The 24858-nt window shown below is 35.9% G+C and carries 17 protein-coding genes and 1 pseudogene; 17 read left to right on the forward strand and 1 reads right to left on the reverse strand.

What is annotated here, in order from left to right; all coding sequences use genetic code 11:
• The first annotated feature begins 15 nt into the window (after positions 1 to 15).
• From HMPREF2574_RS03770 to HMPREF2574_RS03845, 17 genes and pseudogenes are all read left to right on the forward strand, one after another.
• Positions 16 to 1761, forward strand: coding sequence for an ABC transporter ATP-binding protein (locus HMPREF2574_RS03770; RefSeq protein ID WP_007895173.1), 1746 nt, complete (start codon positions 16 to 18; stop codon positions 1759 to 1761).
• Positions 1755 to 3488: an ABC transporter ATP-binding protein gene (locus tag HMPREF2574_RS03775; RefSeq protein ID WP_007895241.1), complete on the forward strand. Its 1734-nt coding sequence runs from the start codon at positions 1755 to 1757 to the stop codon at positions 3486 to 3488. The genes HMPREF2574_RS03770 and HMPREF2574_RS03775 overlap by 7 nt, the downstream gene beginning before the upstream one ends.
• Positions 3489 to 3523: 35 nt before the next feature.
• Positions 3524 to 4882 carry an MATE family efflux transporter gene (locus HMPREF2574_RS03780; RefSeq protein ID WP_007895203.1) on the forward strand — a complete coding sequence of 453 codons (1359 nt, stop codon included), beginning with the start codon at positions 3524 to 3526 and terminating at the stop codon, positions 4880 to 4882.
• A gap of 316 nt (positions 4883 to 5198) precedes the next feature.
• A complete protein-coding gene (locus tag HMPREF2574_RS03785; RefSeq protein WP_007895256.1) occupies positions 5199 to 5609 on the forward strand; it encodes a sigma-70 RNA polymerase sigma factor region 4 domain-containing protein in 411 nt (136 codons plus the stop codon).
• 665 nt (positions 5610 to 6274) lie between these two features.
• Positions 6275 to 8095: a recombinase family protein gene (locus HMPREF2574_RS03790; RefSeq protein ID WP_070812191.1), complete on the forward strand. Its 1821-nt coding sequence runs from the start codon at positions 6275 to 6277 to the stop codon at positions 8093 to 8095.
• 300 nt (positions 8096 to 8395) lie between these two features.
• Positions 8396 to 10009 (forward strand): restriction endonuclease subunit S, encoded by a 1614-nt coding sequence (locus HMPREF2574_RS03795; RefSeq protein ID WP_070812192.1) that lies wholly within the window; start codon positions 8396 to 8398, stop codon positions 10007 to 10009.
• Between the two features lie 12 nt (positions 10010 to 10021).
• A pseudogene (locus HMPREF2574_RS10845) lies at positions 10022 to 10801 on the forward strand (ADP-ribosylglycohydrolase family protein); the annotation flags it as partial.
• Positions 10778 to 12442 carry a type I restriction-modification system subunit M gene (locus HMPREF2574_RS10850; protein ID WP_373878895.1) on the forward strand — a complete coding sequence of 555 codons (1665 nt, stop codon included), beginning with the start codon at positions 10778 to 10780 and terminating at the stop codon, positions 12440 to 12442. The pseudogene HMPREF2574_RS10845 and the gene HMPREF2574_RS10850, both read left to right, overlap by 24 nt.
• Positions 12432 to 13922: a type I restriction-modification system subunit M gene (locus HMPREF2574_RS03805; RefSeq protein ID WP_070812193.1), complete on the forward strand. Its 1491-nt coding sequence runs from the start codon at positions 12432 to 12434 to the stop codon at positions 13920 to 13922. The genes HMPREF2574_RS10850 and HMPREF2574_RS03805 overlap by 11 nt, the downstream gene beginning before the upstream one ends.
• Positions 13909 to 15045, forward strand: a complete 1137-nt coding sequence (locus HMPREF2574_RS03810; protein WP_070812194.1) for a restriction endonuclease subunit S — start codon at positions 13909 to 13911, stop codon at positions 15043 to 15045. The genes HMPREF2574_RS03805 and HMPREF2574_RS03810 overlap by 14 nt, the downstream gene beginning before the upstream one ends.
• A 3-nt stretch (positions 15046 to 15048) precedes the next feature.
• Positions 15049 to 17964, forward strand: a complete 2916-nt coding sequence (locus HMPREF2574_RS03815; RefSeq protein ID WP_070812195.1) for a type I restriction endonuclease subunit R — start codon at positions 15049 to 15051, stop codon at positions 17962 to 17964.
• Positions 17965 to 18018: 54 nt separating this feature from the next.
• On the forward strand, positions 18019 to 18987 hold the full coding sequence (gene xerA / locus HMPREF2574_RS03820) for a site-specific tyrosine recombinase/integron integrase (RefSeq protein ID WP_070812196.1): 969 nt from the start codon (positions 18019 to 18021) through the stop codon (positions 18985 to 18987).
• A gap of 61 nt (positions 18988 to 19048) precedes the next feature.
• Complete coding sequence (locus tag HMPREF2574_RS03825) at positions 19049 to 20101, forward strand: restriction endonuclease subunit S (RefSeq protein ID WP_257374174.1); 1053 nt, start codon at positions 19049 to 19051, stop codon at positions 20099 to 20101.
• A 16-nt stretch (positions 20102 to 20117) separates the two neighbouring features.
• Positions 20118 to 20645: a restriction endonuclease subunit S gene (locus tag HMPREF2574_RS03830; protein ID WP_180363983.1), complete on the forward strand. Its 528-nt coding sequence runs from the start codon at positions 20118 to 20120 to the stop codon at positions 20643 to 20645.
• Positions 20646 to 20660: 15 nt separating this feature from the next.
• The gene (locus HMPREF2574_RS03835; RefSeq protein WP_070812199.1) at positions 20661 to 21830 is read left to right on the forward strand and encodes an ImmA/IrrE family metallo-endopeptidase; all 1170 of its coding nucleotides are present in this window, start codon (positions 20661 to 20663) and stop codon (positions 21828 to 21830) included.
• Between the two features lie 81 nt (positions 21831 to 21911).
• Positions 21912 to 22580 (forward strand): helix-turn-helix domain-containing protein, encoded by a 669-nt coding sequence (locus HMPREF2574_RS03840; protein WP_070812200.1) that lies wholly within the window; start codon positions 21912 to 21914, stop codon positions 22578 to 22580.
• 389 nt (positions 22581 to 22969) lie between these two features.
• Entirely contained in the window at positions 22970 to 23569 is a 600-nt protein-coding gene (locus HMPREF2574_RS03845; RefSeq protein WP_070812201.1) for a hypothetical protein, read from the forward strand.
• A gap of 60 nt (positions 23570 to 23629) precedes the next feature.
• On the opposite strand, the gene HMPREF2574_RS03850 is transcribed toward HMPREF2574_RS03845, so the two are convergent.
• Positions 23630 to 24858, reverse strand: a 1229-nt coding sequence (locus tag HMPREF2574_RS03850; protein WP_083312993.1) for a DNA polymerase, incomplete at its 5' end; no start/stop codon positions are given.

Raw genomic sequence — 24858 nt, forward strand, 5'->3', positions numbered from 1 at the left:
TATGGAGGTGTTGAAATGAAAGAAAAAAGTCCTACTGCAATATTGTGGGAGCTTGCACATGATGAACATCCAAAATTAAAGACATCAGTATTTATAGCGAGTATTGGTGTTTTAGCGGGGATTGTTCCATACATTGCGGCAAGTCGCATTTTAGTTTATTTAGTGAATGGAATTGAAGACAGCAAGGTTTATCTTATGTGGCTTGGCATAAGCTTGCTATCATATGCTTTGAAATCAATTTTATATTCTTTGGCATTATCAGTATCTCATAAAGCGACTTTTAGTGTACTAAAAGATATTCGTTTAAGAATGCTTGATAAACTTCCAAAGATGCCATTGGGAGAAATAATAAATATTCCAAGCGGTAATTTAAAGCAAATTATAGTCGATCAGGTCGAAAGTATGGAGAAACCTCTTGCACACTTATTACCTGAAATGACATCCAATATATTAGGCTCTTTGAGTATATTCATATATTTGTTATTTCTTGACTGGAGAATGGCGTTATTGTCATTAGTTTCTATTCCTTTAGGAATGTTTTTCATGGGACTTGTGATGAAAAACTACGCTGCTCAGTATGAAGGATCTGTAAAAGTTAGTCGTGAAATGAACTCGGCAATTGTGGAGTATGTTAACGGAATAGAAGTGATCAAAACCTTCAATCAGGATAAAAGGTCATATGCAAAATATAAAGATAAGGTTATTGCAAATGCAAAGTATTTCTATGAATGGATGAGAAGCTGTCAACTTCCTGTGTCTTTATCAAAAAATATATCGCCTACTACAATGATAACAATCCTTCCGGTTGGCTGGTATTTTTACATCAATGGAAGCTTGAGTATAGAAACATTTATAGTAGTTATTATTTTGTCGTTAGGAATTGCAGGACCTTTACTTGAAACGATGAATTTTGTTGATGGTCTTGCAAAGATAGGAACTATTGCAAATTCCATTAATTCAATTTTAGAAGGAAAAGAGCAAATTCATTCCAATGTTGATGTGAAAATAAACAAATATGATATTGCCCTGCAAGATGTGAAGTTTGGATATGAAGAAGGAAAGGAAATTCTTCATGGAGTGTCGTTAAACATAGAAGAAGGGACAACGGTAGCTTTTGTTGGACCGAGCGGTAGTGGAAAGTCAACTTTGGCAAAACTGATAGCAGGATATTGGGACATAAATACAGGAAGCATAAAAATTGGTGGATATAATCTCCAAGAGATTCCTCTTAAACAGTTATATAGCTTAGTAGCATTTGTTTCTCAAGACAATTTCCTTTTTAATGAAAGCATTAGGGAAAACATACGAATGGGAAATCCAAGTGCAAGTGATAAAGAAGTTGAAAATATTGCAAAGAAGTCAGGCTGCCATGATTTTATTATGAATATGGAAAAAGGCTATGACACAGTTGTCGGAAGCAGTGGTAGCCATATTTCAGGAGGAGAAAGACAAAGAATCTCAATAGCAAGAGCAATGCTTAAAAAATCCCCGATAGTGATATTGGATGAAGCAACTTCATATATTGATCCGGAGAATGAGGTGATTATCAAAGAAGCTCTATCAAAATTGATACAAAATAAAACTGTTATCGTTATTGCACACAGGTTATCAACAATAACAGATGTTCAACAAATCTTTTTTGTTGAGAATGGAGAGCTTATTTCACATGGTAAACATAACGAGTTAATGGAAGATTGTGAGCTATATAAAAAAATGTGGAATGCTCATATTGGAGTAAAGGATGGTGAAATAAAATGCTAAGTGCTTTAAAAAAAATTTTAGATTTCTCAGGTGATGAGAAGAAAAATATATACCATTCTATATGGGTAAGTTTCTTGTTTGCAATTTTTCACATGCTTCAAATCAGTGCAATTTATTTTATAGTTAAAGCTGTTGCTGAAAAAGATATGAGTATGACACCTGCGTGGATTGCTTTGATACTTCTTGTTGTAAGCATAGTAGGCAGAAGTATTGCAAATTATTATTCACAGTTACAACAATGCCATGCAAGCTATTTTATGGTTGCAAATAAAAGAATTTCAATAGGGGAAATGCTCAAAAAAATTCCTATGGGATTTTTTAATGAAAACAATGGGGGAGAAGTCGTTGGTATTTCTACAACCGTTTTAGAAGACGTGGAAAATACGGCTGCGATGGTTATGGTAAATACCTTGTCGGGATTTATAAATACTATAATCTTTACTTTGATGATTTTAATATTTGAATGGAGAATAGGTTTTATTGTAACTGTCGGAAGTCTATTATATTTGGTTATTTTGTCAAAAATGGAAAAGAAGTCAAGAGAGGTTCTTCCTAAACGACAAATGGCTTCAGCAAAATTAGTAGATACTGTTTTAGAACAGATTGGAGGAATGTCTGTTATAAAATCCTTTAATTTAACCGGTAAAGGTGATGAGAAAGTTAGAGGTGCTATTGAAAATACCAGAAAAACAAATCTTGATTGTGAAAAGTTGTTTACACCTTACACGATTGTTCAAAATATTCTTTTAGATTTGTTCAGCATTTTAATCATAGGTGCAGGTATTTTCTTCTACCAAAGAGGAGAACTTTCGTTTCTGAATACAGTTATGACAATCATAATTTCATTTCTTGCTTTTTCACAAATTAAATTGGCAGGAAGTGCGACAACTGCCCTTAGAGTTGTTAGTGGCTCTATTGAACAAACCAAGAAATTAGAAGAATTTCCACAAATGGATATTGAAGGAAAAGATATAAAACCTGCTAATTTTAATATTTCTTTTGAAAATGTAGAATTTGCATATTCAGGAAAGAAAATTCTTGATGATATATCTGTTGATATACCACAAAACCAAATGACTGCAATAGTCGGACCTTCAGGAGCTGGAAAAACCACATTTTGTAACTTGATTGCAAGGTTTTGGGATATAGATAACGGGAAGATTAGTATAGGAGGACATAATATAAAAGAATATTCCTTAGAGTCATTGATGAAACAAATCAGTATGGTTTTCCAAAATGTGTATTTGTTCCAAGATACTATAGAAAATAATATAAAGTTTGCTAAGCCTAATGCTACCCATGAAGAAGTAGTAGATGCTGCTAAAAAGGCTTGCTGTCATGATTTTATTATGAACCTTCCTGAACAATACCAAACTGTTATAGGAGAAGGTGGTGCAAGTTTATCTGGTGGAGAAAGACAAAGAATATCTATAGCAAGGGCGATAATAAAAAATGCACCAATTATTATTTTTGATGAAGCCACAGCAAATGTTGATCCTGAAAATGAGGATAAATTACAGCTTGCAATGGAGGAACTTACGAGAAATAAAACGGTAATTATGATTGCACATAGGCTAAAAACTATAAAAAATGCAAATCAAATTCTTGTATTGGCTAATGGAAAGATAATGCAAAAAGGAACACACGAAGAACTAATTCAAACAGATGGTATTTACAAAAATTTTGTTGAAGCAAGACAAGTAGCAACTAAGTGGCAGCTATCATAAGTTAAAAAATATTAAAAACAATTAGAGGGAGTTATATGGGAAAACAAGATATGAAAACACAACTTTTAACAAAAAGTCCTAAAGACTTGTTGTTTCAATTAGCTATTCCGGGAATTATAGGGATGGTAGTTATAGGACTTTATCCATTTATGGATGGAATATTTGCTGGGTGGATTATAGGGGATTATGCTATGTCTGCCATTAGTATATCAATGTCTTTAACAATAATAAATGGTGGTATATCAGCACTTATTGGAGTTGGTAGTGCGTCAATATTATCAAGGGCTATTGGAAAGGGAGATAAAGAAACAACGGATAAAATATTTGGAAATTTTTGTTATTGGGTAATTTTATTCTCTATAGTAATCACCGTATTAGGCTTGGTATTTGCACCTAATTTTCTTGACTTGGTAGGAGCAAAAGGGAATATTAAAGAACTGGGAGTTAGATATTTAAGAGTAGTTTTCTTTGGTTCAATATTTGTGAATTTTGCTCAAGCAGGTAATATGACAATGCGTGGTGAAGGTGCATTGAAGCAATCTATGATGATTATGGGAGTAGGTGCTTTATTAAATATTATTTTAGATCCTATTTTTATGAAGTTAATGGGAGAGTATGCAATTGAGGGGGCAGCTATTGCAACTGTAATATCTCAAATTGTACAGGCGATATTAACATTTCACTATTTTTCAAAGAAAAGTGCTTTTGTTGGTATCCATAAAATCCAAAAGAGCAAGGCAATTTACAGTGAAATGTTTAGCATAGGAAGTTCGGCTATGATGATGCAAATTTTATTTGCAGTACAACAAACATTTTTGTTCAAGCAGGCTTTTGCTTATGGTGGAGATAATTGGGGAATTCTAATGTCAGCAACAATGAGACTTTATATGTTCTCATTTATTCCATTGTGGGGAATGAGTCAAGGCTTACAACCCGTTATAGGAGCTAATTTTGGAGCAAAACAATATCAAAGAGTAAAAGATACTATGAAGATTTTCATGTATGGGGCAACAATACTTGCTGCTATTTCTTGGATACCATCCATGTTTTTCTCTGAAAAATTATTGTCATTGTTTAATGTGAGAAGTGAAATAATTGAAGCTGGAGTTATGAACTTTAAATTGTTCTACTCTACTTTCATCTTGTATGGAATTATGATTATGACTCTTACATTTTTCCAATCTATTGGAGATGGGAAAAAAGCGAGCATGATTGTAATGCTTAGACAACTGATTTTATTTATTCCGGCGATATTGCTATTGCCAAAGGTATTTGAAGGATTAGCAGTTTGGTGGGCTGAACCTATTGTAGATTTTAGTATGATTTTGCTCGGCTTGTTTTTAATGCTTAACAGACTTAGAAAAATTGGAAAAGAAGAAGCGATAAATTGTTAAGTATCTTATTATCCAAAGGTGAAAATAAACTATTAGAAAGGTTTGATATATGAATATTAGTTCGATATAAGAATGAGGGAGGAAATTATGAAGAAATCTTTATATTCAATAATAAAAAATAGTAAGAACATTTTCTTCCCTTTTTTCGGTTTGCTTTATAGAAGATAATGAATCTACAAATTATATTGAAAAATTAAATAGTGTTTATAAAAGAACAAGTTTCTTTCGTTTTAGAGGACTTCTCATGCCAAGATGCAGGAGTCCTCCTTTTTTTGCCTGAAAACAAGCAGACAAAAAAAGAATGGAGGAAACATATATGCCAAAAGAATATTACCTTTATGTAAACGGACAAAAGGTCAAAGTCAGTGAGCAGATATACAAAGTCTACTGGCGAGAAAGAGAACACGAAAAGTATTTAGAGCAGGTGGACAAGAAAAACCACTTGCTCTTTTTTTCATCATTGGATCATGATGGACACTTTGTGGATAGCATTATTGATGAAAGCGTTGATGTAGAAAAAATTGTGGAAACACAGATGATGATTGAAGCAGTCAGAAATGCTATATCAAGGCTCAATGCAGAAGAAAGAGATATTATTGAACGCTTGTATTTCAATGATGAAACGGTTCGTTCAGTAGCAAAGCTTAAAAGTATTACACATCCGGCTTTAATCAAAAGAAGAAACAAAATTCTTGAAAAGCTGAAAAAATTTATCGAAGAACTTTAGAACTTCGGTAACCAAAGGGGTCAAATTTTCCTTATGTAAAGTGAAGGGGAGTTTGATCTCCTTTACTTTCTTGAATAAGAGATAGCCTGCTTATGGCAAATAGGAAAATGTAAAGAAAACAATCCCTTTCAAATATTGATCTTTGACAACTGAATAGACCAAGGTAGGACTTTATCTACTTGTGGAGGATTATGACTTACGCCATGACCTTTCTGCTGAAAGTTTTCGGTTTTATGAATACTGGTTAGCCAAGGATATAAGAAAGCGAGCGATAAATAAGAATACATAAAAAAACAGATGTGGCAATCTGTTCTGTGATACAAGTAGTGATAATGATACTTCAATAGTTTAAGCCGGCTCGTCTTAATAAGGGGCGGAGGTGAGATTCCTATGTAGCAGCCAATGCACCTACCAATGTCATAAAACTTAAAAATGATTTTTAACGAGGAGGGTTTATAATGAATAACGAATTACTAAAATATAGCCTCCAATTATCTATGCTATCTATCTTGCTGTCCAAACATTTACTAAATGATATTGAATACAGGAAGATAAAGTTAAAACTGATGAAAAAGTACAACATTTCAACAGAATTATATTTATAATGTTTTGCAAGTGTGGTATAATAAGACTGCATAGAAAGATACAAAAAGGAGGCGGATGCAGTGAAGAAAGATGTAAAAGTTATTAAAGGTGATACCACACTGAAAAGAACTGCATCAGGCTGTGTTGAACGCTCAATAAAGAGAGTGGCAGCTTATTGCAGAGTTAGTACGGATACCGAAGATCAGATTAACAGCTATAATTCTCAGGTAGAACACTACACAGAATTTATACAGAAGAATAACGAGTGGACTCTTGCCGGAATATATGCTGACGAAGCGATAACAGGAACACAGGTTGATCGAAGAATTGATTTTCAAAGGTTGATAAATGACTGCATGAATGGCGATATAGATATGATAATTACAAAGTCTATATCAAGATTTGCGAGAAATACCTTAGATACCTTAAAGTATGTAAGAAAGCTGAAAGAATTTAATGTTGCAGTCTTTTTTGAAGAGGAAAACATAAACACCTTAACAATGGACGGGGAGTTGCTTTTAACAATTTTAAGTTCAGTTGCTCAACAGGAAGTAGAGAATATTTCAGCCAATGTCAAAAAAGGTTTGAGAATGAAGATGGAAAGAGGAGAAATGGTCGGCTTTCAAGGGTGTTTAGGCTATGACTATGATCCGGAAACTAAAAGCATTTCTATCAATAAAAAAGAAGCTGAGATTGTAAGATATATTTTCAGAAGATACATTGAAGGTGTTGGCGGTATGGTAATTTCCAGAGAACTGGAAGAACAGGGATATTTATCGCCAAGAGGAAATAAAAGATGGACTGAAACAACTGTTTTAGGAATCATAAAAAACGAAAAATATAAAGGGGATCTTATGATGGGAAAGACCTATACGGTTGATCCTATTTCAAAGAGAAGATTGGATAATTTCGGAGAACAGGATAAGTTTTATATAGAAAACCATCACGAGCCAATCATTTCAGAAGAAGATTTTGAAAAAGCTCAAGGTATTAGATTGAGAAGGTCAAAAAACAGAAATACTGTTGCCAATAATGGTGGCAAAAGAGAAAAGTATTCAAGAAAATATGCTTTTAGCAGTATGCTTGAATGTGGATTTTGCGGTCATAATCTTTCAAGAAGAAATTGGCATTCAAGTTCAGAATATACAAAAGTTATATGGCAGTGTGTCAATGCTACTAAAAACGGAAAGAAGTATTGTCCGCATAGCAAAGGGATTGAAGAAGAAGCCATAGAAAAAGCATTTATGGAAAGCTACCGTCAGGTATGCCATAATAATGTGGAAATTACCAATGAATTCCTTAAAACTGTGGAAGAAGAATTGAAAGACAACAGTTTAGCTAAAGATCTGAAGAAGATTACAAATCAACTTGATAAGGTACTAAAAAAAGAAAAGGATCTTGTTGAGTTAAGGCTGAATGAGTCAATCAGCATGGATGTATATCAGGACAAGTATAATGAAATAGCTATTAGTAAAGAGAAACTACTTGCAGAAAAGAGGACTTTAGAGGTAACACTTACCGATGAAAAAGCATTGAAGAAAAGGCTTGAGGGATTTAAAAAATTACTTGAGTCCAATAAATACCTTGAGGAATTTGATAGAGCTGTATTTGAAAGTATAGTAGATAAAATCATCATTGGAGGAACTAACGATGAAGGAGAAATTGATCCTGCAATGATTACAATCATATATAAGACAGGGAAAAAGGATTCTCAGGACGGAAGATTATTTAAGAGTAGAAGAAAAAATGCTAAGGAAGTTGATGAGAAAACTGATAACAAATTGTATCCTCAATCAAGCGACGAGGTTAATAATTTGTGTTCCTATCCTATGGACAACACATGTGGAGACGGTTGTATTGATGTCAAAGGTGAACCCAGGCAAGTAAGAATAATGTGGTAAATAAAGGCTTTTCAGAGAGCTATCGTTAATGAGTGCGATTAGCTGCTGGAAAGCCTTTCTTTTTATATGTGAAATTTGCTTTGTGGGAACTGGCCCATAAAGCAGGGTTGACACTAGGGAATAGATAACAAGGAAAAATGAACCCTGGGGTTCATCTTGTAACGATTATATATAAGGTGATAAAAATTAACGATTTGTAAACTTTGGTATGTAAATACCAAAATATATTGACAACAAACTCACGTGGTGATATAATATCGTTAGAAGGTTTAGAATATCTAACAGCAGGAGGAGCTGCTCATGAAAAAGAATGATAGAAGAATCGATAGAGTGTATTCCTTCTTTAATGCTATAAGAGGGAATAATACACCAAATGAATATCAAAGTGTTTTAGCTGTATTAAAAAAAGTAATGGTTCTTCAGGACTGTGCTCAAAACGAAATGGATTATGACGAATTGTATCAATTAATGGAAAGCGTTGCTACTGATTTTGAGATTCCTAATCCATTTCCAGAGAAAGAAAGATTTGTTGATATCTATAGAACTTTAAAGGGGTTCGATGAACTTAGTTGGACCGACATTTTAGAATATGGGGATGATAGATCAAAGTTTAGAGTTCCTGAGTCAGTTGTTGATGAAATGGAAAAGAATTTCATCGATGGTTTTCAAGAAGTTCTTATTGCAGAAGCGGAGAAGTTTTCACCATTCTTAGAAAGACTTGTTGAAACACACTTTGATTCTCATTTTACTTTGACAACAATGGATGCGTTTTATTACAAAGTCTTAAATGAGATGTTTGATGACAATGACATGGTTGATATCAAGCAGACAAATATATATCAGTATGAATTTACGTCTGAAAAATTTGATTTGATTTTATCTGTTCCGGTGTTTGGCGTAAGAGATAAAGCTGATGAAAGTTCTGAGTTTATTTGCAGAGAGTATGACATGATTGCTGCCGAGAACTTAGCTCTTCATTTAAGAAGCGAGGGTATCTTGTCAATTGTGTTACCGGCTAAAATTACATTTGCTGGTGGAACAGTAAAAGAGTTAAGAGAGTTCTTGCAATCAATGTATTGCCTAAAAGAGATATCTGATTTGCCATCAGGGATTTTCAATAATACAGGAGTAAAGACATTCCTTCTTACTATTACAACTGGAAGAACAGATGAAGTTACCATTAAGAGATTTGTTTTTGAGGATGAAAATGCACGTAAAACAGGTAATAAAAAGCTTGTAGTTCAAGATGACACATTTGTACTCGAAGATGAGCTGACAGATATGGGAGATTGGAACGTTGATAGAATATTTGAGGCTCAAGATGAAGACTGGATAAAATTCCAGGAGTCAAATGTGAAAAAGCAAGAGCTTGGAACGGTTGCTTCTATTTTTAGAGGAAAAGCAATCAATCGAAAAGATCCTAACGGAAGTATTGGTGTTGTTAATATTTCTAATATTGGTGAGTATGAAATTGATTATTCTTCTTTGGATCATTTAGATGAAGAGGATCGTAAGATTACAAACTATATTCTTCAGACAGGTGATCTTTTAATACCTGCAAGAGGAACAGCTATAAGAATAGCAATATTCGAGGAACAAGCATATCCATGTATTGCTTCATCGAATGTAATAGTTATTAGAGCTACCGATGAAAGCTTATCCACAATTTATTTAAAGCTATTCTTTGATAGTCCGCTAGGAAGAAAGATGTTAGTTACTAGACAGCAGGGTACTGCAGTAATGAATATCAGCTATAAGGAGTTGAACAATATAGAAATTCCACTTCCTTCTATTGAAGAACAAAGATCAATAGCTGAGGAATATACAAGAGAACTTGAAGCATATAAGAAAGCCATCCAAGAGGCAGAAAATAGATGGAGTTCAACGCTATCAAGACTTCAAGCAAGAATTTAAGGAGGTCGTTAGATGTTAGGAGCGATTATCGGAGATATCGTCGGGTCTCGTTTTGAATGGAATAATCACAGAAGTAAAGATTTTGAGTTTTTAACTTATAAGTGTTTTCCTACCGATGATAGTATCATGAGTCTAGCAATTGCGCAGGCGATATTGGTAAGTAAAAAAGATCATAGTGATTTATCGAAAAATGCGGTTGAATGTATGCAGAACGTTGGTAGAAATTATCCTGACTGTGGATATGGTGGAAGCTTTTATGGATGGATTTTTTCTGATGATCCTAAACCATATAACAGTTATGGAAACGGAGCCGCAATGCGAGTAAGTGCAGCTGGTTTTGCTGCTAATAGTATTGAGGAAGCTAGGAAACTGTCAAGGTTAGTGACAGAAGTTAGTCATAATCATCCAGAAGGAATTAAAGGTGCTGAAGCGACCGCTGTTGCGATTTTTATGGCCAAGACGGGAAGCAATATCTTTGAAATAAGAGATTACATTGATAAGAATTATTATCCAATGAACTTCACTTTGGATGAAATTCGCGATACATATCAGTTCAATGAAACTTGTCAGGAAACAGTACCACAAGCTTTACAGGCCTTCTTCGAGTCTACTGGATTTGAGGATGCAATTAGAAATGCAATATCTATTGGTGGAGACAGTGATACGGTTGCAGCTATCTGTGGTGGAGTTGCAGAAGCATATTATGGTATTCCGACAGATATAAGAAAGCATGCATTAACATTCTTAGATCAGAAGCTTATGCAGCTATTGATACTATTTGAAAACAAATATCCTCCAGTGATGGAGAAAATGCACGATGATATGAGCGTTAGAATAAAACGTTCTGAAGATAAAAAAGTTAAGACAGGAGGTCGAGAATCTATGATTCAATCAGCGACAGAGACAGCGGATCAAGAATTGAAAGATTCTATCCCTGAAAACGAAGAGACAACAAGTCAGAAGCTATTTGCTCACTTGTATGAAGCTTGTAATATTTTGAGAGGTCCAATTAACCAAGATGAGTTTAAGGACTATGTAACACCAATCTTGTTCTTTAAAAGAATAAGCGATGTTTATGATGAAGAAACCCAGGAAGCGCTAGAACTTTCAGGTGGTGATGAGGAATTTGCTGCATTTGATGAAAATCACAGCTTTGTAATTCCAGAAGGCTGTCACTGGAAAGATTTAAGAAATGCAAGTCAGGATGTGGGTAAGATTATCGTCAAAGCTATGAATGGTATTGAACGAGCTAATCCAGGAACTCTTAGCGGAGTGTTTTCAAGTTTTGATGATGTTACTTGGACCGACAAAACAAAGCTTACAGATGAAAGATTAAAAGACTTGATCGAACACATGTCTAGTCTGAAGGTCGGAAATAAAAACTATAGCGCAGATGTAATGGGTGATGCATATGAATACCTTATCAAGAAGTTTGCTGACCTATCTAAGAAAAATGCTGGTGAATATTACACACCAAGAACGATTGTAAAATTGATGGTTATGCTGATGGATCCTAAGCCAGGAGACACTGTATACGATCCAGCTTGTGGTACTGGCGGTATGCTGATTGAGGCAATTCGTCACATTGGCGATAAGCAAATGACTTACGGAAGAATCTATGGTCAGGAGAATAATCTGTCTACATCAGCAATTGCAAGAATGAACTTATTCTTACATGGTGCTAGCGATTTTAAGATTGCACAGGGAGATACTCTGAGGACACCAAAGTTTATCGAACATGGACAACTTCAGAAGTTTAACTGTGTTCTTGCTAATCCTCCATTTGGTCAGGAAAAGTGGGGTGCTGATAGTTTTGAGTCAGATAAATACGGTCGTAATATGTGGGGCTGTCCTTCAAATTCAAATGCAGATTTTGCTTGGCTTCAGCACATGATCAAGTCTATGAAACCAATGGGCGGTAAAGTTGCAGTTGTTCTTCCACAGGGAGTTTTATTCCATAGCGGCAAAGAAGGAGATATTCGTGAACAGCTTATCAAGAGTGATTTGATTGAAGCAGTAGTAGCTCTTGCAGGTGGTGTGTTCTACGGAACTGGTGTATCTGCTTGTATTCTGTTCTTGAATAATCATAAGAAACCAGAACATAAAGGTAAGGTTTGCTTGATTGATGCGACAAATATCTATACTCCAAAACGTGCTCAAAACGTAATGGAAGAGAAAGATATCAATGAAGTGTTCAAGCTTTATCAGGAGTATAAAGATGTCATTGAAAAATGTAAGATTGTATCTATTGCGGATTTAGATGCAGCAGGAAATACGCTTGCGGTAAACACCTACATTGAAAAGAAAAAACAAGAGGTTGTTGCTCCAGAAATAGTAAGAGCACAATATTTCGAAGCATTGGAAAATGTTAAGAAAGCAGAAGCAAAGATGAAAGCATTGTTGATTGAAGGAGGTTATGTCGATGAGCAGTAAGATTACGATTGATGAATTAGAAAAATACCTCTGGGGATCAGCAGTACTTCTTCGGACACATGTTGATGCTGGAGCATACAAACAATATATTTTTCCTCTTTTATTTTTCAAACGTCTTAGTGATGTTTATGACGAGGAATGTGAGAAGGTAAGAGCTGAATATGGAGAAGAGGCACTTGATTGGGAAGAAAACCATCAGTTTCAGATTCCGGATGGAGCACATTGGAATGATGTAAGAAACGTATCGCAGGATGTTGGTAAAGCTATTATTGAAGCTTTCCATAAGATTGAAGCTGCAAATCCTGAGAAGCTTCATGGTATTTTTGGTGACGCATCTTGGACTAATAAGAATCGTTTACCGGACAGACTTTTGAAAGACATGCTGGAGCATTTCAGCACTAAAACATTATCTATAGCAAATTGTCCTGCTGACGAATTAGGTCAGGGATATGAATATCTTATCAAGCAGTTTGCAGATGATAGCGGTCATACAGCACAGGAATTTTATACAAACAGAACTGTTGTTAATTTAATGACAGAAATGCTTAAACCACAGCCGGGTGAGTCAATTTATGATCCTACATGTGGAAGCGCAGGTATGTTAATTTCTGCGGTTGCGTATTTGAAACAACAAGGACTTGAATGGAGAAATCTTTCTATCTACGGACAAGAAATTGTAACTCTTACATCAGCGATTGCAAGAATGAATCTTCTTCTTCATGGTGTACAGGACTTCAATATTGTAAATGCGGATACATTAAAAACACCTGCATTTACGGATCACGCGAAATTACAGCAATTTGATTTGATTTTAGCGAATCCTCCTTACTCTATAAGCCAGTGGGATAGAACAGCTTTTGAGTCAGATAAGTACGGGCGTAATTTTTTAGGAACTCCACCACAAGGACGTGCTGATTATGCGTTTTTCCAGCACATATTAAAAAGTCTTGATGAAAAGACTGGACGCTGTGCAATACTGTTTCCTCATGGTGTTCTATTCAGAAATGAAGAGAGGGACATGAGAGAGAAGCTAGTTAAGTCTGATCTGGTGGAATGTGTAATTGGTTTAGGACCTAATCTTTTCTACAACTCTCCAATGGAGGCATGCATTATCATTTGCAGAACAAGAAAAGCTGTAAATCGTGAAGGACAAGTATTATTTATTAATGCACTAAATGAAGTTACGCGAAAGAATGCTCAGAGTTATCTAGAAGACAAGCATATTGAAAAAATTGCTAAAGCATACGATAAATATGAGTCAGATGGTGACATCGCTAAAGTAGTTACTATAAAGGATATAGCAAAGAATGATTACTCTCTCAGTATTCCTTTGTATATTCAGACAAGTAGCGAGGAACAAGAAGATGATAGAACTGTCCAAGAATGTTATTCAGACTGGAAAGAAGCTGCTGAAATGGCATCAAGACATTTTGAATCGATAAATGAAGTGATTGGAGGTGATGGTAATGGCAACAGTTAAGCTCGGAGATATTGCAATTGAGGCTAAATCATCAAATAAAGGTGATAAAACCGGAATAAGAATCGTTGGACTAGAGCATCTTACTCCATCAAACGTTACGTTATCATCATGGAGTGAAGATACAGAGAATACGTTTACTAAGGAATTCTCAAAAGGTGATGTTTTATTTGGTAGAAGACGTGCTTATCTAAAAAAGGCAGCAGTAGCACCATTTGGTGGAATTTGCTCCGGAGATATTACTGTAATAAGAGCAATAGAAGACAAGGTTGATCCTGATCTTTTGCCTTTCATAATTCAGAATGATTTCCTTTTTGATTTTGCTGTAGGAAAATCGGCTGGGTCATTATCCCCTCGTGTAAAGTGGACACATTTAAAAGAATTTGCTATTGAACTTCCATCAATGCCTGAACAAAGCAAATTGGCTGAAACTTTATGGTCAATCATTGAAACTAAGAATGCGTATGAGGATTTAATAAACAAGACTGATGAATTGGTGAAATCGCAATTTATCGAGATGTTTAAGAAGTGTAACAGAGAGAAGCTTGGAGATTATATTTTGCAAATTCGTGGTGTTTCATATAAACCAAAGGATCTGAGCGAGGGTCTTAAAGAAGGATTTGTTACATTATTGCGAGCTAACAATATAGCGAATAATGTACTGAATTTTGAAGACGTGCAGTTTGTATCAGAAGGAAGAGTATCAGATGATCAGATTATACGTGAAGGCGATATATTGATCTGTGCATCAAGTGGAAGCCTTGAACATGTTGGTAAAGCAGCTTTATGTATGCCGGATATGGAGTATACCTTTGGTGCGTTTTGCAAATTAATTCGTCCGATAGGAAAATTATATCCAGAATATATTGCTGGATATATGAGAACAGATGCGTATAGAAATACTATTTCTGATTTGGCACAAGGTAGTAATATTAATAATCTTAGAAATGAACATATCAACGATTTAATGATACCAATACCATCGGATGAGCAACAAAGAGACTTTATTGATTTTCAAAGACAGAGCGATAAATCAAAATTTGCACTACAAGAAGCGATTAAGGATCTGGATGCCTTAAGTAAGAAAATTATAGCTGAGAATTTAATTCCAGCTGGGAAGGAGTAAACTATGTCACAGTTTAATGAATATAATACTGTTGAGCAACTTTTTATAGAGACGCTCAAGAAGAATGGCTGGAAATATATCCCGGCAGAACAGCTTGATAGAGAACTTTCTGATGTGATGGTAGAGTCGATGGTAAAGAATGCCTTAATAAGACTTAATCCTGAAATTGAAGAGGAACCATCTAGAGCGGATGAAGTTATTTATAAGCTTCGTGCCATGTTGCAGCCTTTTCTAGCAGATAATTTAGTTGCTCAAAACGAAGCCTTCAAGAAGAAAGTATTTGAAGAAAACTCATATCCGTTTGGAAAAGACGGAAAACCAACACCAATAAAGCTATTTGGGACTCTTACAAAAGAGGAACTTGATAAAAACGAATATGTTGTTACAAATCAGTGGGTATATCCGACTGTTGAGAATGGCAAACGTTTTGACATAGTGCTTCTTATCAATGGTTTACCAGTTGCTATTGGTGAACTTAAAACACCGGTAAGAAATGCAATATCGTGGCTTGATGGTGCACAGGATATTTCTGACTATGAGAAATCTGTTCCAGAAATGTTTGTTCCTAATGTATTTAACTTTGCCTCAGAAGGAAAGTGCTACAGATACGGATCTGTAAATATGCCACTTACAAAATGGGGACCTTGGCACACTCCTGACCATAAAGCAGAAGGTAGCCTTGCTGATGTAAAGATTAGTGTTGCTGATATGATCACTCCTGAAAAAGTAATGGATATCATGCAGTTCTTCACAGTATTCTCTACAGATAAGAAACACCGTAAGATTAAAGTTATTTGCAGGTATCAGCAGTACGAAGCGGCTAACTTGATGATTGATCGTGTAAAAGCAGGTTATCCAAAGCAAGGATTGATTTGGCATTTTCAAGGATCAGGTAAATCATTACTAATGGTATTCGCTGCACAAAAGCTTAGAATGATGCCTGAACTTCAAAATCCTACAGTTGTTATTGTTGATGACCGTATTGATTTGGAAACTCAAATCACAGGTGATTTCAACGCTGCTGATATTCCAAATTTGCAGTCTTTATCAACTAAAGAAGATTTGATGAACTTCTTTGAACAGGATATGCGTAAGATTGCGATTACAACTATTTATCGATTTGGTGATGTTGAAAAAGCTCTTAATATGAGAGATAACATCATTCTTATGGTCGATGAGGCGCATAGAACACAAGAAGGTGATTACGGTGAAAAGATGCGTTTAGCTTTACCTAATGCGTTCTTCTTTGGTTTAACTGGTACTCCAATTAATAGACTCGATAAGAATACATTTAAAACATTCGGTGCTATTGAAGATAAGAGTGGATATATGAGTAAGTATTCATTCTCAGATTCCATCAGAGATAATGCTACACTACCACTTAACTTTGAACCAGTTCCGATTGATTTACATGTTGATAAAGAAAAGCTTGATCAGGCATTTGATGAAATGACAGATGGTTTATCTGACGAGGATAAAGGCGAACTTTCTAAAAATGTTACGATGAAAGCCATCATGTATGACCGTAAGCGTATCAAAAAGGTTGTAGAACATATTGTTAACCATTATAAAACAAAGATTGAGCCAAACGGATATAAAGCTCAGATTGTTGTTTATGATCGTGAATGTTGTTTGATGTATAAGGAAGAATTAGATAAGTTAGTTCCACCAGAAGCATCCACAATTGTCATGACTACAGGCGATGATAAAGCTGGCCGTTATAAACAATATAAGAGAAGCCGTGATGAAGAAGCGAAGGTACTTGATCAGTTTAGAGAACCAAGTAATCCATTAAAGTTTGTAATCGTAACTAACAAGCTTTTGACCGGATTTGATGCACCAATTTTACAGGTAATGTATTTAGATAAACCTATGAAGGATCATAACTTGCTTCAGGCTATCTGTAGAGTTAATCGTACTTACGATGAAGGCAAAACTAATGGTTTGATCGTCGATTATATAGGAATTTTTGATAATGTCGCTAAGGCTTTGAACTTCGATGAAGCGGGCATGAAAAAAGTCGTTACAAACATTGAAGAAGTTAAGAAACAGGTTCCTGCAATTATGAGAAAATGTCTCAGCTATTTTATGGGAGTAGACAGAACTGTAGAAGGCTGGGAAGGATTGTTGGCCGCACAGGAATGCTTGCCAAATAACAAAATCAAAGATGAGTTTGCAGCAGATTATAGAGTTTTAAATCGTGCATGGAACGCACTATCACCAGATCCGTTCCTTGAACCATTTAAATACGATTATGTATGGCTTAGTAAGGTATACGAATCAGTGAAACCAACTGATAACAGAGGACAGCTTGTATGGGCGGCCCTTGGACCAAAAACACTTGAACTTGTTCATCAGCATATTGAAGTTGGAGAGGTTCATGATGATGTTGATATTCTTACATTGGATACTGCGTTAATCGATGAGTTTATCGAGAAGCAAAAGGATATCAAGAAAACTACAATGAAGGTTGAAATCGATCTTGTTGCAAAAATCCAAAAGCATAGCCATGATCCTAAGTTCCAGAAACTTGGTGAAAAATTAGAAGAACTTAGGGAAAAGCACGAGCAAGGATTGGTAACTAGTATTGAGTTCTTAAAATTATTGTTAGAGCTAGCTAAAGAAGCAGTACGCGCAGAAAAGGAAGTTGTCCCTGAAGAAGAAATCGATAGAGGAAAAGCAGCTCTTACAGAATTGTTTAATGGACTTCGTAATGATAAGACACCAGTCATTGTAGAAAGAATAGTTTCAGACATAGATGATATCGTAAAAATCGTTAGATTCGATGGATGGCAGAAAACAACAACTGGAAAGAATGAAGTTAAGAAGGCTCTTAGAAGTGTTGTTTGGATTAAATACAAAATAAAGGATAAAGATGTGTTTGATAAGGCTTACAGCTATATTGAACAGTACTATTAATATCTGCATTTCATATTAGTGGGGTAGGATGTCGGTAATGAGGAGATTACCGATATGACAAATGAACTAATAAACAAGATAAAACAAAAAATGCAAGCCTATTTGGGAGAAGAGCAGATGAGACAGTTGCATGAGGTTTTATGTGACTGTCTTTCTTCTTCTGAAGAACAATCTGATAGTAAAGCTGTTGATTTGGTACAGTTATTTCTTGCAGCAAAAAGAGTAGAAGGATGTTCTAATAAAACAGTGCATTATTACGAATCAACTATTCGAAATGCTGTGGAAAAGATAGATAAAGATGTAGTGAAAATAACAACTGATGATTTGAGAATGTTTTTAGATGGATATCAGGAAGAAAACAATATCAGTAAAGTCACAGTGGATAATATACGAAGAATTCTGTCCAGCTTCTTTGCTTGGCTTGAAGATGAGGATTATATCGTCAAGAGCCCGGTTAGAAGGATTCATAAGGTTAAGACCTGTAAAACTGTAAAGGAGACTTATACAGACGAAGCTTTAGAAATAATGAGAGACGAATGTGATGGGTTGCGAGATCTGGCTATGATCGATCTTCTTGCATCTACTGGAATGAGAGTTGGAGAGCTTGTGAAGCTTAACTGTGATGATATCGACTTTGAAAATAGGGAATGTGTTGTTCTAGGAAAAGGTAATAAGCAGAGAAGAGTGTACTTCGATGCAAGAACCAAGTTACATCTACAAAAGTATTTGAATAGCAGAGCGGATTCTAATGAAGCGTTATTCGTATCACTACAGAAACCTTACAATCGTTTGCTTATTAGCGGTGTTGAGATCAGACTTCGAAATCTAGGAGAAAAACTGAACTTGCATAAGGTGCATCCACATAAATTCCGTAGAACATTGGCAACTACTGCTATTGATAAAGGTATGCCAATAGAACAAGTGCAACAGCTTTTAGGGCATCAGAGTATTGATACGACATTGCAGTATGCAATGGTTAACCAAAATAACGTGAAGCAGTCACATAGGAAATTTATAGGCTAAACTAATCGCAATTTATCGGGCATAGAAGCGCTGAAAATATGCGCATTTTCAATATGAGGAGGTGCGCATAATGGGGATTTTTAAGTTCGATGAAATCGCGTTTAATAGTACTGAAAAGAAGAAGCCTGTTGATGAGGATAAGTACACATATCTAGGTTTGGAACATTTGGATTCAGATAGTATTTACGTCACAAGGTATGGAGCTGATGTTGCTCCTAAGGGCGAAAAGCTAATCATGAAAAAAGGTGATGTGCTTTTTGGAAAAAGAAGAGCTTACCAGAAGAAAGTAGCAATCGCTCCATTTGATGGAATATTCTCTGCACATGGTATGGTGCTAAGACCAAAGGAAGACGTAATCGACAAAGATTTCTTCCCAATGTTTATAAAATCAGATTATTTCTTAGATGCAGCGATTAAGATTTCTGTTGGGTCATTGTCTCCAACCATAAATTGGAGAGATTTAAAAGAATTGAAATTTGAGTTGCCATCTTTGGAAGAACAGCGTAAATTGGCTGAGGTTTTATGGGCTATTTATGACATGAAAGATAAGTATAAAAAGCTTATTTTAGCTACCGATGAGCTCGTTAAGTCGCAATTTATCGAGATGTTTGGTACTGAGGATAATCATCCAGAAGACGTACAGTTTGTGAAATTAGGTGATATCGCAACATATATTAATGGTATGGCATTTAAACCTGATGATTGGGGGGAACAAGGACTTCCAATTATCCGAATACAAAATCTTACAGGTAGCGGTGAGGCTTTTAATTATTTTGATGGAGAATATCCAGAGAAGGTTGAAGTTAATACGGGAGATGTACTGATATCTTGGTCAGCAAGCCTTGGCGTCTATCTTTGGCAAGGAGAAAAGGCTATTCTTAATCAACATATTTTTAAGGTTGATTTTGATAAATTAGAGATTGATAAGTATTTTTATATATATGCGGTTCAACAGAAATTAGAAGAGATGGCGCATAAATCACATGGGTCAACAATGAAACACATTGTGAAAAAAGAATTTGATAATACAAAGATTGCTTATCCAAATGAGGAGCTACAAATACGATTTGCAGACTTTGTTAAACAGAGCGATAAATCAAAATTTTACGGGTAAATCGCAATTTATCGAGATGTTTGACAGACCAGAGTATGAACGTGTTCAGTTAAAAGATATAAGCACTTTATTTGCTGATGGTGATTGGATTGAAACTAAGGATCAATCTGATGACGGAATTCGTTTAGTGCAAACAGGAAACGTCGGGAATGGGTATTACATTGATAAGGATGCACATTCTAGATATGTAAGTGAGGAAACTTTTTTAAGATTGAACTGCACTGAAATATTGCCTGGAGATATCCTTATTTCTAGGCTTCCAGATCCTGTTGGGAGAGGTTGTATCTTACCTGATGGAATAGGAAAAGCGATTACAGCTGTAGATTGCACTATTGTTAGACTTAAGGATATGGTCGAGCCAGAATATTTAATTGGCTTTACACTGACAGGTTTATATCAATCACAAATTGAATCGGTTAAAACAGGAACAACTAGAAAACGTATTAGCAGAAAAAATCTTGAAAAAGTGCTAATTCCTGTACCGCCAATTGAGAAGCAGATGGTGTTTGTTGAGTTGGTTAAAGAGAGCGATAAATCAAAATAAGAGGAGGAAGGAAGATTGCAAAAATTTAGCAGCTTCGAGAAGTATCTCGAACATAAGTATTACAATGAAATGTTTAAAGCAATCAAGAACTATATGTGGAGTCATAAGAATTCCCTGGGACTGTATTCATATGTTGTTCTGGATATGTCTTATATCGAATTAGATGATATTCACGTAAAGAGTGTATCCTTCCATCAGGGAGATGGTAATCTTCTTGAATTTAATGCATCTGTTCAAGCAGATATTATTCTCAAAGGTATCGGAAAGCGTGATTATGAAGCTGATACACAACAGGTATGGTTTTCCGTTGCTTTTACTGGGTATTTGCTAGGCGGACTAAATATGGTTACTATCAAAGGCGTTGATCTGTATAGCAGGGATAAATTTAATGCAGAAGATTCTCTAAGTAAGTTTCTTATACCGTATTTGTATTCAAAGAACCTGGATTCTGAGGCTACAAAATTTCTCGAAAAGTACTATAGAAAAGCACTTAAAACACCTATGCCAATCAACATGGAAGAACTGTTGAAAAATATGTGTCTTGAAATGAGATACGCGCCATTGCCGGATAATATATTTGGTATGACATATTTTGATGATGCTGATGTTGATGTATGTGATGCACTTCAAAAGAATATCCATCAGGAGCATATTGAAGCGGGAACAATTCTCATTAATCCGATGATATTTTTTATGCGTAATGTTGGATCAAGGAATAATACCATTGTGCATGAGTGCGTTCATTGGGATAGACATAGTAATTTCTTTGAATTGCAAAAACTACTTAATGATGATATCAGCCATATAAGCTGTGAGATAGTTGAAAAGTATGATTCTAAGACAAGTGGAATTGATGATGCGTTAAAGTGGATGGAATGGCAAGCTAATGCTCTGACTCCTCATATTCTAATGCCATCTGAAATGGCAAAGGTAAAATTTAAAGAAATATTATCCAATACGAGACGTGCTTATCCTGGCACACGACCAGCGGTTATTACAGAATTTGCTATTCAAGCACTTGCTGATTTCTTTGATGTATCAGTTGTATCAGCAAAGATACGACTTGCAGAACTTGGATTCGAGTTTGTGGAGGGAACCAGTGTATATGTGGATGGTAAATACTATCCGCCATATTCGTTTAAGATGGGCAGCCTCCAAAAGAATCAGACTTTTATCATTGATTAAAAGAGTGCAGTAATTGAGACTACTTTTAATCAAGAGCTAGGTGAGCTGGCACACTCTGGTGCAATTATCTATGCGAATGGTATGTATTGCATCAATGATGAGAAATATGTTACTAGAAGCGATGCTGGTACACCGATTTTAACTGATTATGCATTAGAACATGTAGACGAGTGTTGTCTTGCATTCGATAGGAAGATTCGTGTTAGTAACAAATACGATGATTCCTATTATAGAGTTTGCTTCCTGTGTAGAGATATAAAATCAGATAACATTGTAGAAGCAACATTCGATAAAGATTATAAGAATAATCAGGATGTTGCAGAGCGCGCTAAAGAGATAAGAAAGTCAAAAGCATTATTACAAGAATCCATTAAAATTCAGAAAGAAACTGCAGGCTTGGAATTTTATGAGTGTTTAGAATATCACATGAAGAGACGAGGTATCACCGAAGAACAGCTTGCAGAAAGATCTGGTTTAAGTGTTCGTTCCGTTGGAGATTACCACAGAATGGATAAAAATATTCAATTACCTGCAGTTCTTGCATTGTGTATTGGATTAAATTTAAAACCTGAATATTGTTATTCATTAATAAATAAGGCAGGCTATTCATTGAAGGCTACTGAGGAACATATGGTATATAGATTTCTCATAGATAATCATACTGATGAGAATCTTGCTTCTTGGAATAGCACACTAACGGATTTTGGAATAAAACAGCAACTACCGGATAATAGAAAACGAGATATTTAAAAATATTTTTATGAAATCAGGAACTCGGAATTCCTGTATGAAATGAGGCTTTATAGCAATTAATTTTGCTATGAGGCCTTTTTTTATGCTTTTTTCAGCGAAATAGTCACGAAAACCGGAACTCCGGCTTCGTGTTTTTAAGATTTAAATCCAAGTATATTTAAACCATGAGGTGAAGAACTTCATAAAAAGCAATTGATGGCAGTCCTTCTGATCAAAGGATTTCCTAATACCATCAATGCTCATACAGGTGATGTCGGCTCGATTAGGACGTGCTGACCACGTAAACCAAAGCGGAGGATTCCATTTTGGGTGGTCAGCTATTGTCTAAATTTGGCACACCTTTACCATGCGATTTCCTTCGCAGAAAAACTACGGAGGAAATTTATATGGTAGAAAAAAATAGTAATTACAGAGATTTTAGTAACAGAAAATCATTCAACAATGCACCCGTTGGTGTAGATGAAGAGCTTTTTCCAGCAGTTCTTACAAAAGAAATGATTGTAACTTTGAAACCCATGGAGTTAGATTTTGAAAATGTAGAAACATGGACCTTCCCACATGGTAAGAAAGTGCCGGTGGTATTCATTCCGAATAAAAAAGGTTTTATGGATATTTACATGAAATTTTTTAATGAGGAAGTCGAAAGATACCTTAAGCATAAGGAGGACATAACAAGTGATGATCTTTCATTGGATAAATTCCTTGAGGATATTGATGATGAAGATGGAAATGGTTATGATCCAACTGGAACAACAGATAATGAGGATAAAGCACTCATGATGATGGCATTCGAGTTACTTATAGAAGAACTTGAATCTCAAGATGCTAATATGGGTAAGATTATTCGTTTACTTGCAGATGGTTTTCAAAAGAAAGAAATCCTTGAAAAAGTTGATCTTGGGAAAGGAAAGACTCAGGGATATGCCTTCATTGAAAAAACGCAGAAAATTGCTCTTAAGATTTACAATGATAAGTACCGTGATTGATAATCTGTAATCACATAAAACAACAGCAGCACCGGAGTAGCTAACCGATGCTGCTATTTTTTAGTCTTTTTTATAAAATTCTGTAACGTAGCCATCGGCGCGAAGAAAGATGTCCGGCATCCATTCAGGCGTTCTTGCCATCTGCTGGCAAAGCACTTCCAGGGATACTCTTTCGGAACATTCGATAATCAGTTCATCGTGGACATGACCGCAAATAAAGCAGTTGGAGAGTGTTTTCATAGCATTCATCAGAAGGTCTCTGGAGATGGCTTGTACTACATTCTCGACAAATTTAGGTCCGTAGCTTTCCAGGCGTTCCCACTTTTTAGTTGCTCCGATACCTTCGTAGGTTACAGATTCACCACCGAATTTATTCTCGCCAATACGTGGTTTGACGTAAGTGAGTTTTCGACCGGATGGAAGAGTAATGAATAGCATGCCACTGCGCCATGTGAACTTGATACCGTGTGAGGCAGTGCTGCAATGCATCTTGACTGCATTTTTAATGGCTGTATCGAAGTCCCACCAGAGAGCTACGATATTTGGATTGGACTGCCTCCAGGCGTCTACCAGCGGTTGGAGCTCATCTTCGGTAAGTCCCATTTCCAGGGCACCCATTGCCTTCAGTGCGCCGACACTGCCGCCGTAGCCAAGAGCCAGCTCCGCAATCTTACCTTTTTGACGAAGGTGACCGTTGATGCCATGTTTCTCAACCGGTACATGGAACATCTGACTGGCACTCGCACAGTAAATGTCCCCACCATTTTTGAATACCTCTGCACGCCATGATTCTCCGGCAAGGTGAGCAATGACACGAGCTTCGATTGCACTAAAGTCAGCCACATAGAATTTGTATCCAGGCTTTGCAATGAAGGCAGTGCGGATAAGTTGGGAAAGGGTATCTGGGATATCATCATATAACATAGACAAGGAATCATAATCGCCAATGCGGACAAGTTCTCTTGCAGAGTCCAGATCATCCATGTGGTTTTGAGGAAGGTTCTGTAACTGGATTAAGCGGCCAGCCCAGCGCCCGGTACGATTGGCTCCATAGAGCTGGAACATCCCTCTGGTGCGGTGATCATTGCAGGCAGCATTTTGCATGGCCTGATATTTTTTGACAGAGCTCTTTGCAAGTTGCTGACGAAGGGAGAGGACCTGTGCTAAATCCTCCGGAGCATCTTTGATCATTTCAGCAATGGCCTTCTTACCAAGTGATTCTGCTTCAATCCCCTGATCAGATAACCAGGATTTCGGCTCTATAATATTTGTAGTGGGTAAATCCCCTA

It is taken from the genome of Streptococcus sp. HMSC034E12 (assembly GCF_001835915.1).
In the GTDB taxonomy this organism is placed as follows: domain Bacteria; phylum Bacillota; class Bacilli; order Lactobacillales; family Streptococcaceae; genus Streptococcus; species Streptococcus vaginalis.

What these genes read in the sequence shown, in the direction of transcription:
- HMPREF2574_RS03810 (WP_070812194.1), top strand. Translation starts at nt 13,909, where the DNA reads ATGGCAACAGTTAAGCTCGGAGATATTGCAATTGAGGCTAAATCATCA.
- HMPREF2574_RS03775 (WP_007895241.1), top strand. Translation starts at nt 1,755, where the DNA reads ATGCTAAGTGCTTTAAAAAAAATTTTAGATTTCTCAGGTGATGAGAAG.
- HMPREF2574_RS03770 (WP_007895173.1), top strand. Translation starts at nt 16, where the DNA reads ATGAAAGAAAAAAGTCCTACTGCAATATTGTGGGAGCTTGCACATGAT.
- HMPREF2574_RS03830 (WP_180363983.1), top strand. Translation starts at nt 20,118, where the DNA reads ATGTTTGACAGACCAGAGTATGAACGTGTTCAGTTAAAAGATATAAGC.
- HMPREF2574_RS03795 (WP_070812192.1), top strand. Translation starts at nt 8,396, where the DNA reads ATGAAAAAGAATGATAGAAGAATCGATAGAGTGTATTCCTTCTTTAAT.
- HMPREF2574_RS03815 (WP_070812195.1), top strand. Translation starts at nt 15,049, where the DNA reads ATGTCACAGTTTAATGAATATAATACTGTTGAGCAACTTTTTATAGAG.
- HMPREF2574_RS03785 (WP_007895256.1), top strand. Translation starts at nt 5,199, where the DNA reads ATGCCAAAAGAATATTACCTTTATGTAAACGGACAAAAGGTCAAAGTC.
- HMPREF2574_RS03845 (WP_070812201.1), top strand. Translation starts at nt 22,970, where the DNA reads ATGGTAGAAAAAAATAGTAATTACAGAGATTTTAGTAACAGAAAATCA.
- xerA (WP_070812196.1), top strand. Translation starts at nt 18,019, where the DNA reads ATGACAAATGAACTAATAAACAAGATAAAACAAAAAATGCAAGCCTAT.
- HMPREF2574_RS03780 (WP_007895203.1), top strand. Translation starts at nt 3,524, where the DNA reads ATGGGAAAACAAGATATGAAAACACAACTTTTAACAAAAAGTCCTAAA.
- HMPREF2574_RS03805 (WP_070812193.1), top strand. Translation starts at nt 12,432, where the DNA reads ATGAGCAGTAAGATTACGATTGATGAATTAGAAAAATACCTCTGGGGA.
- HMPREF2574_RS03840 (WP_070812200.1), top strand. Translation starts at nt 21,912, where the DNA reads ATGTATTGCATCAATGATGAGAAATATGTTACTAGAAGCGATGCTGGT.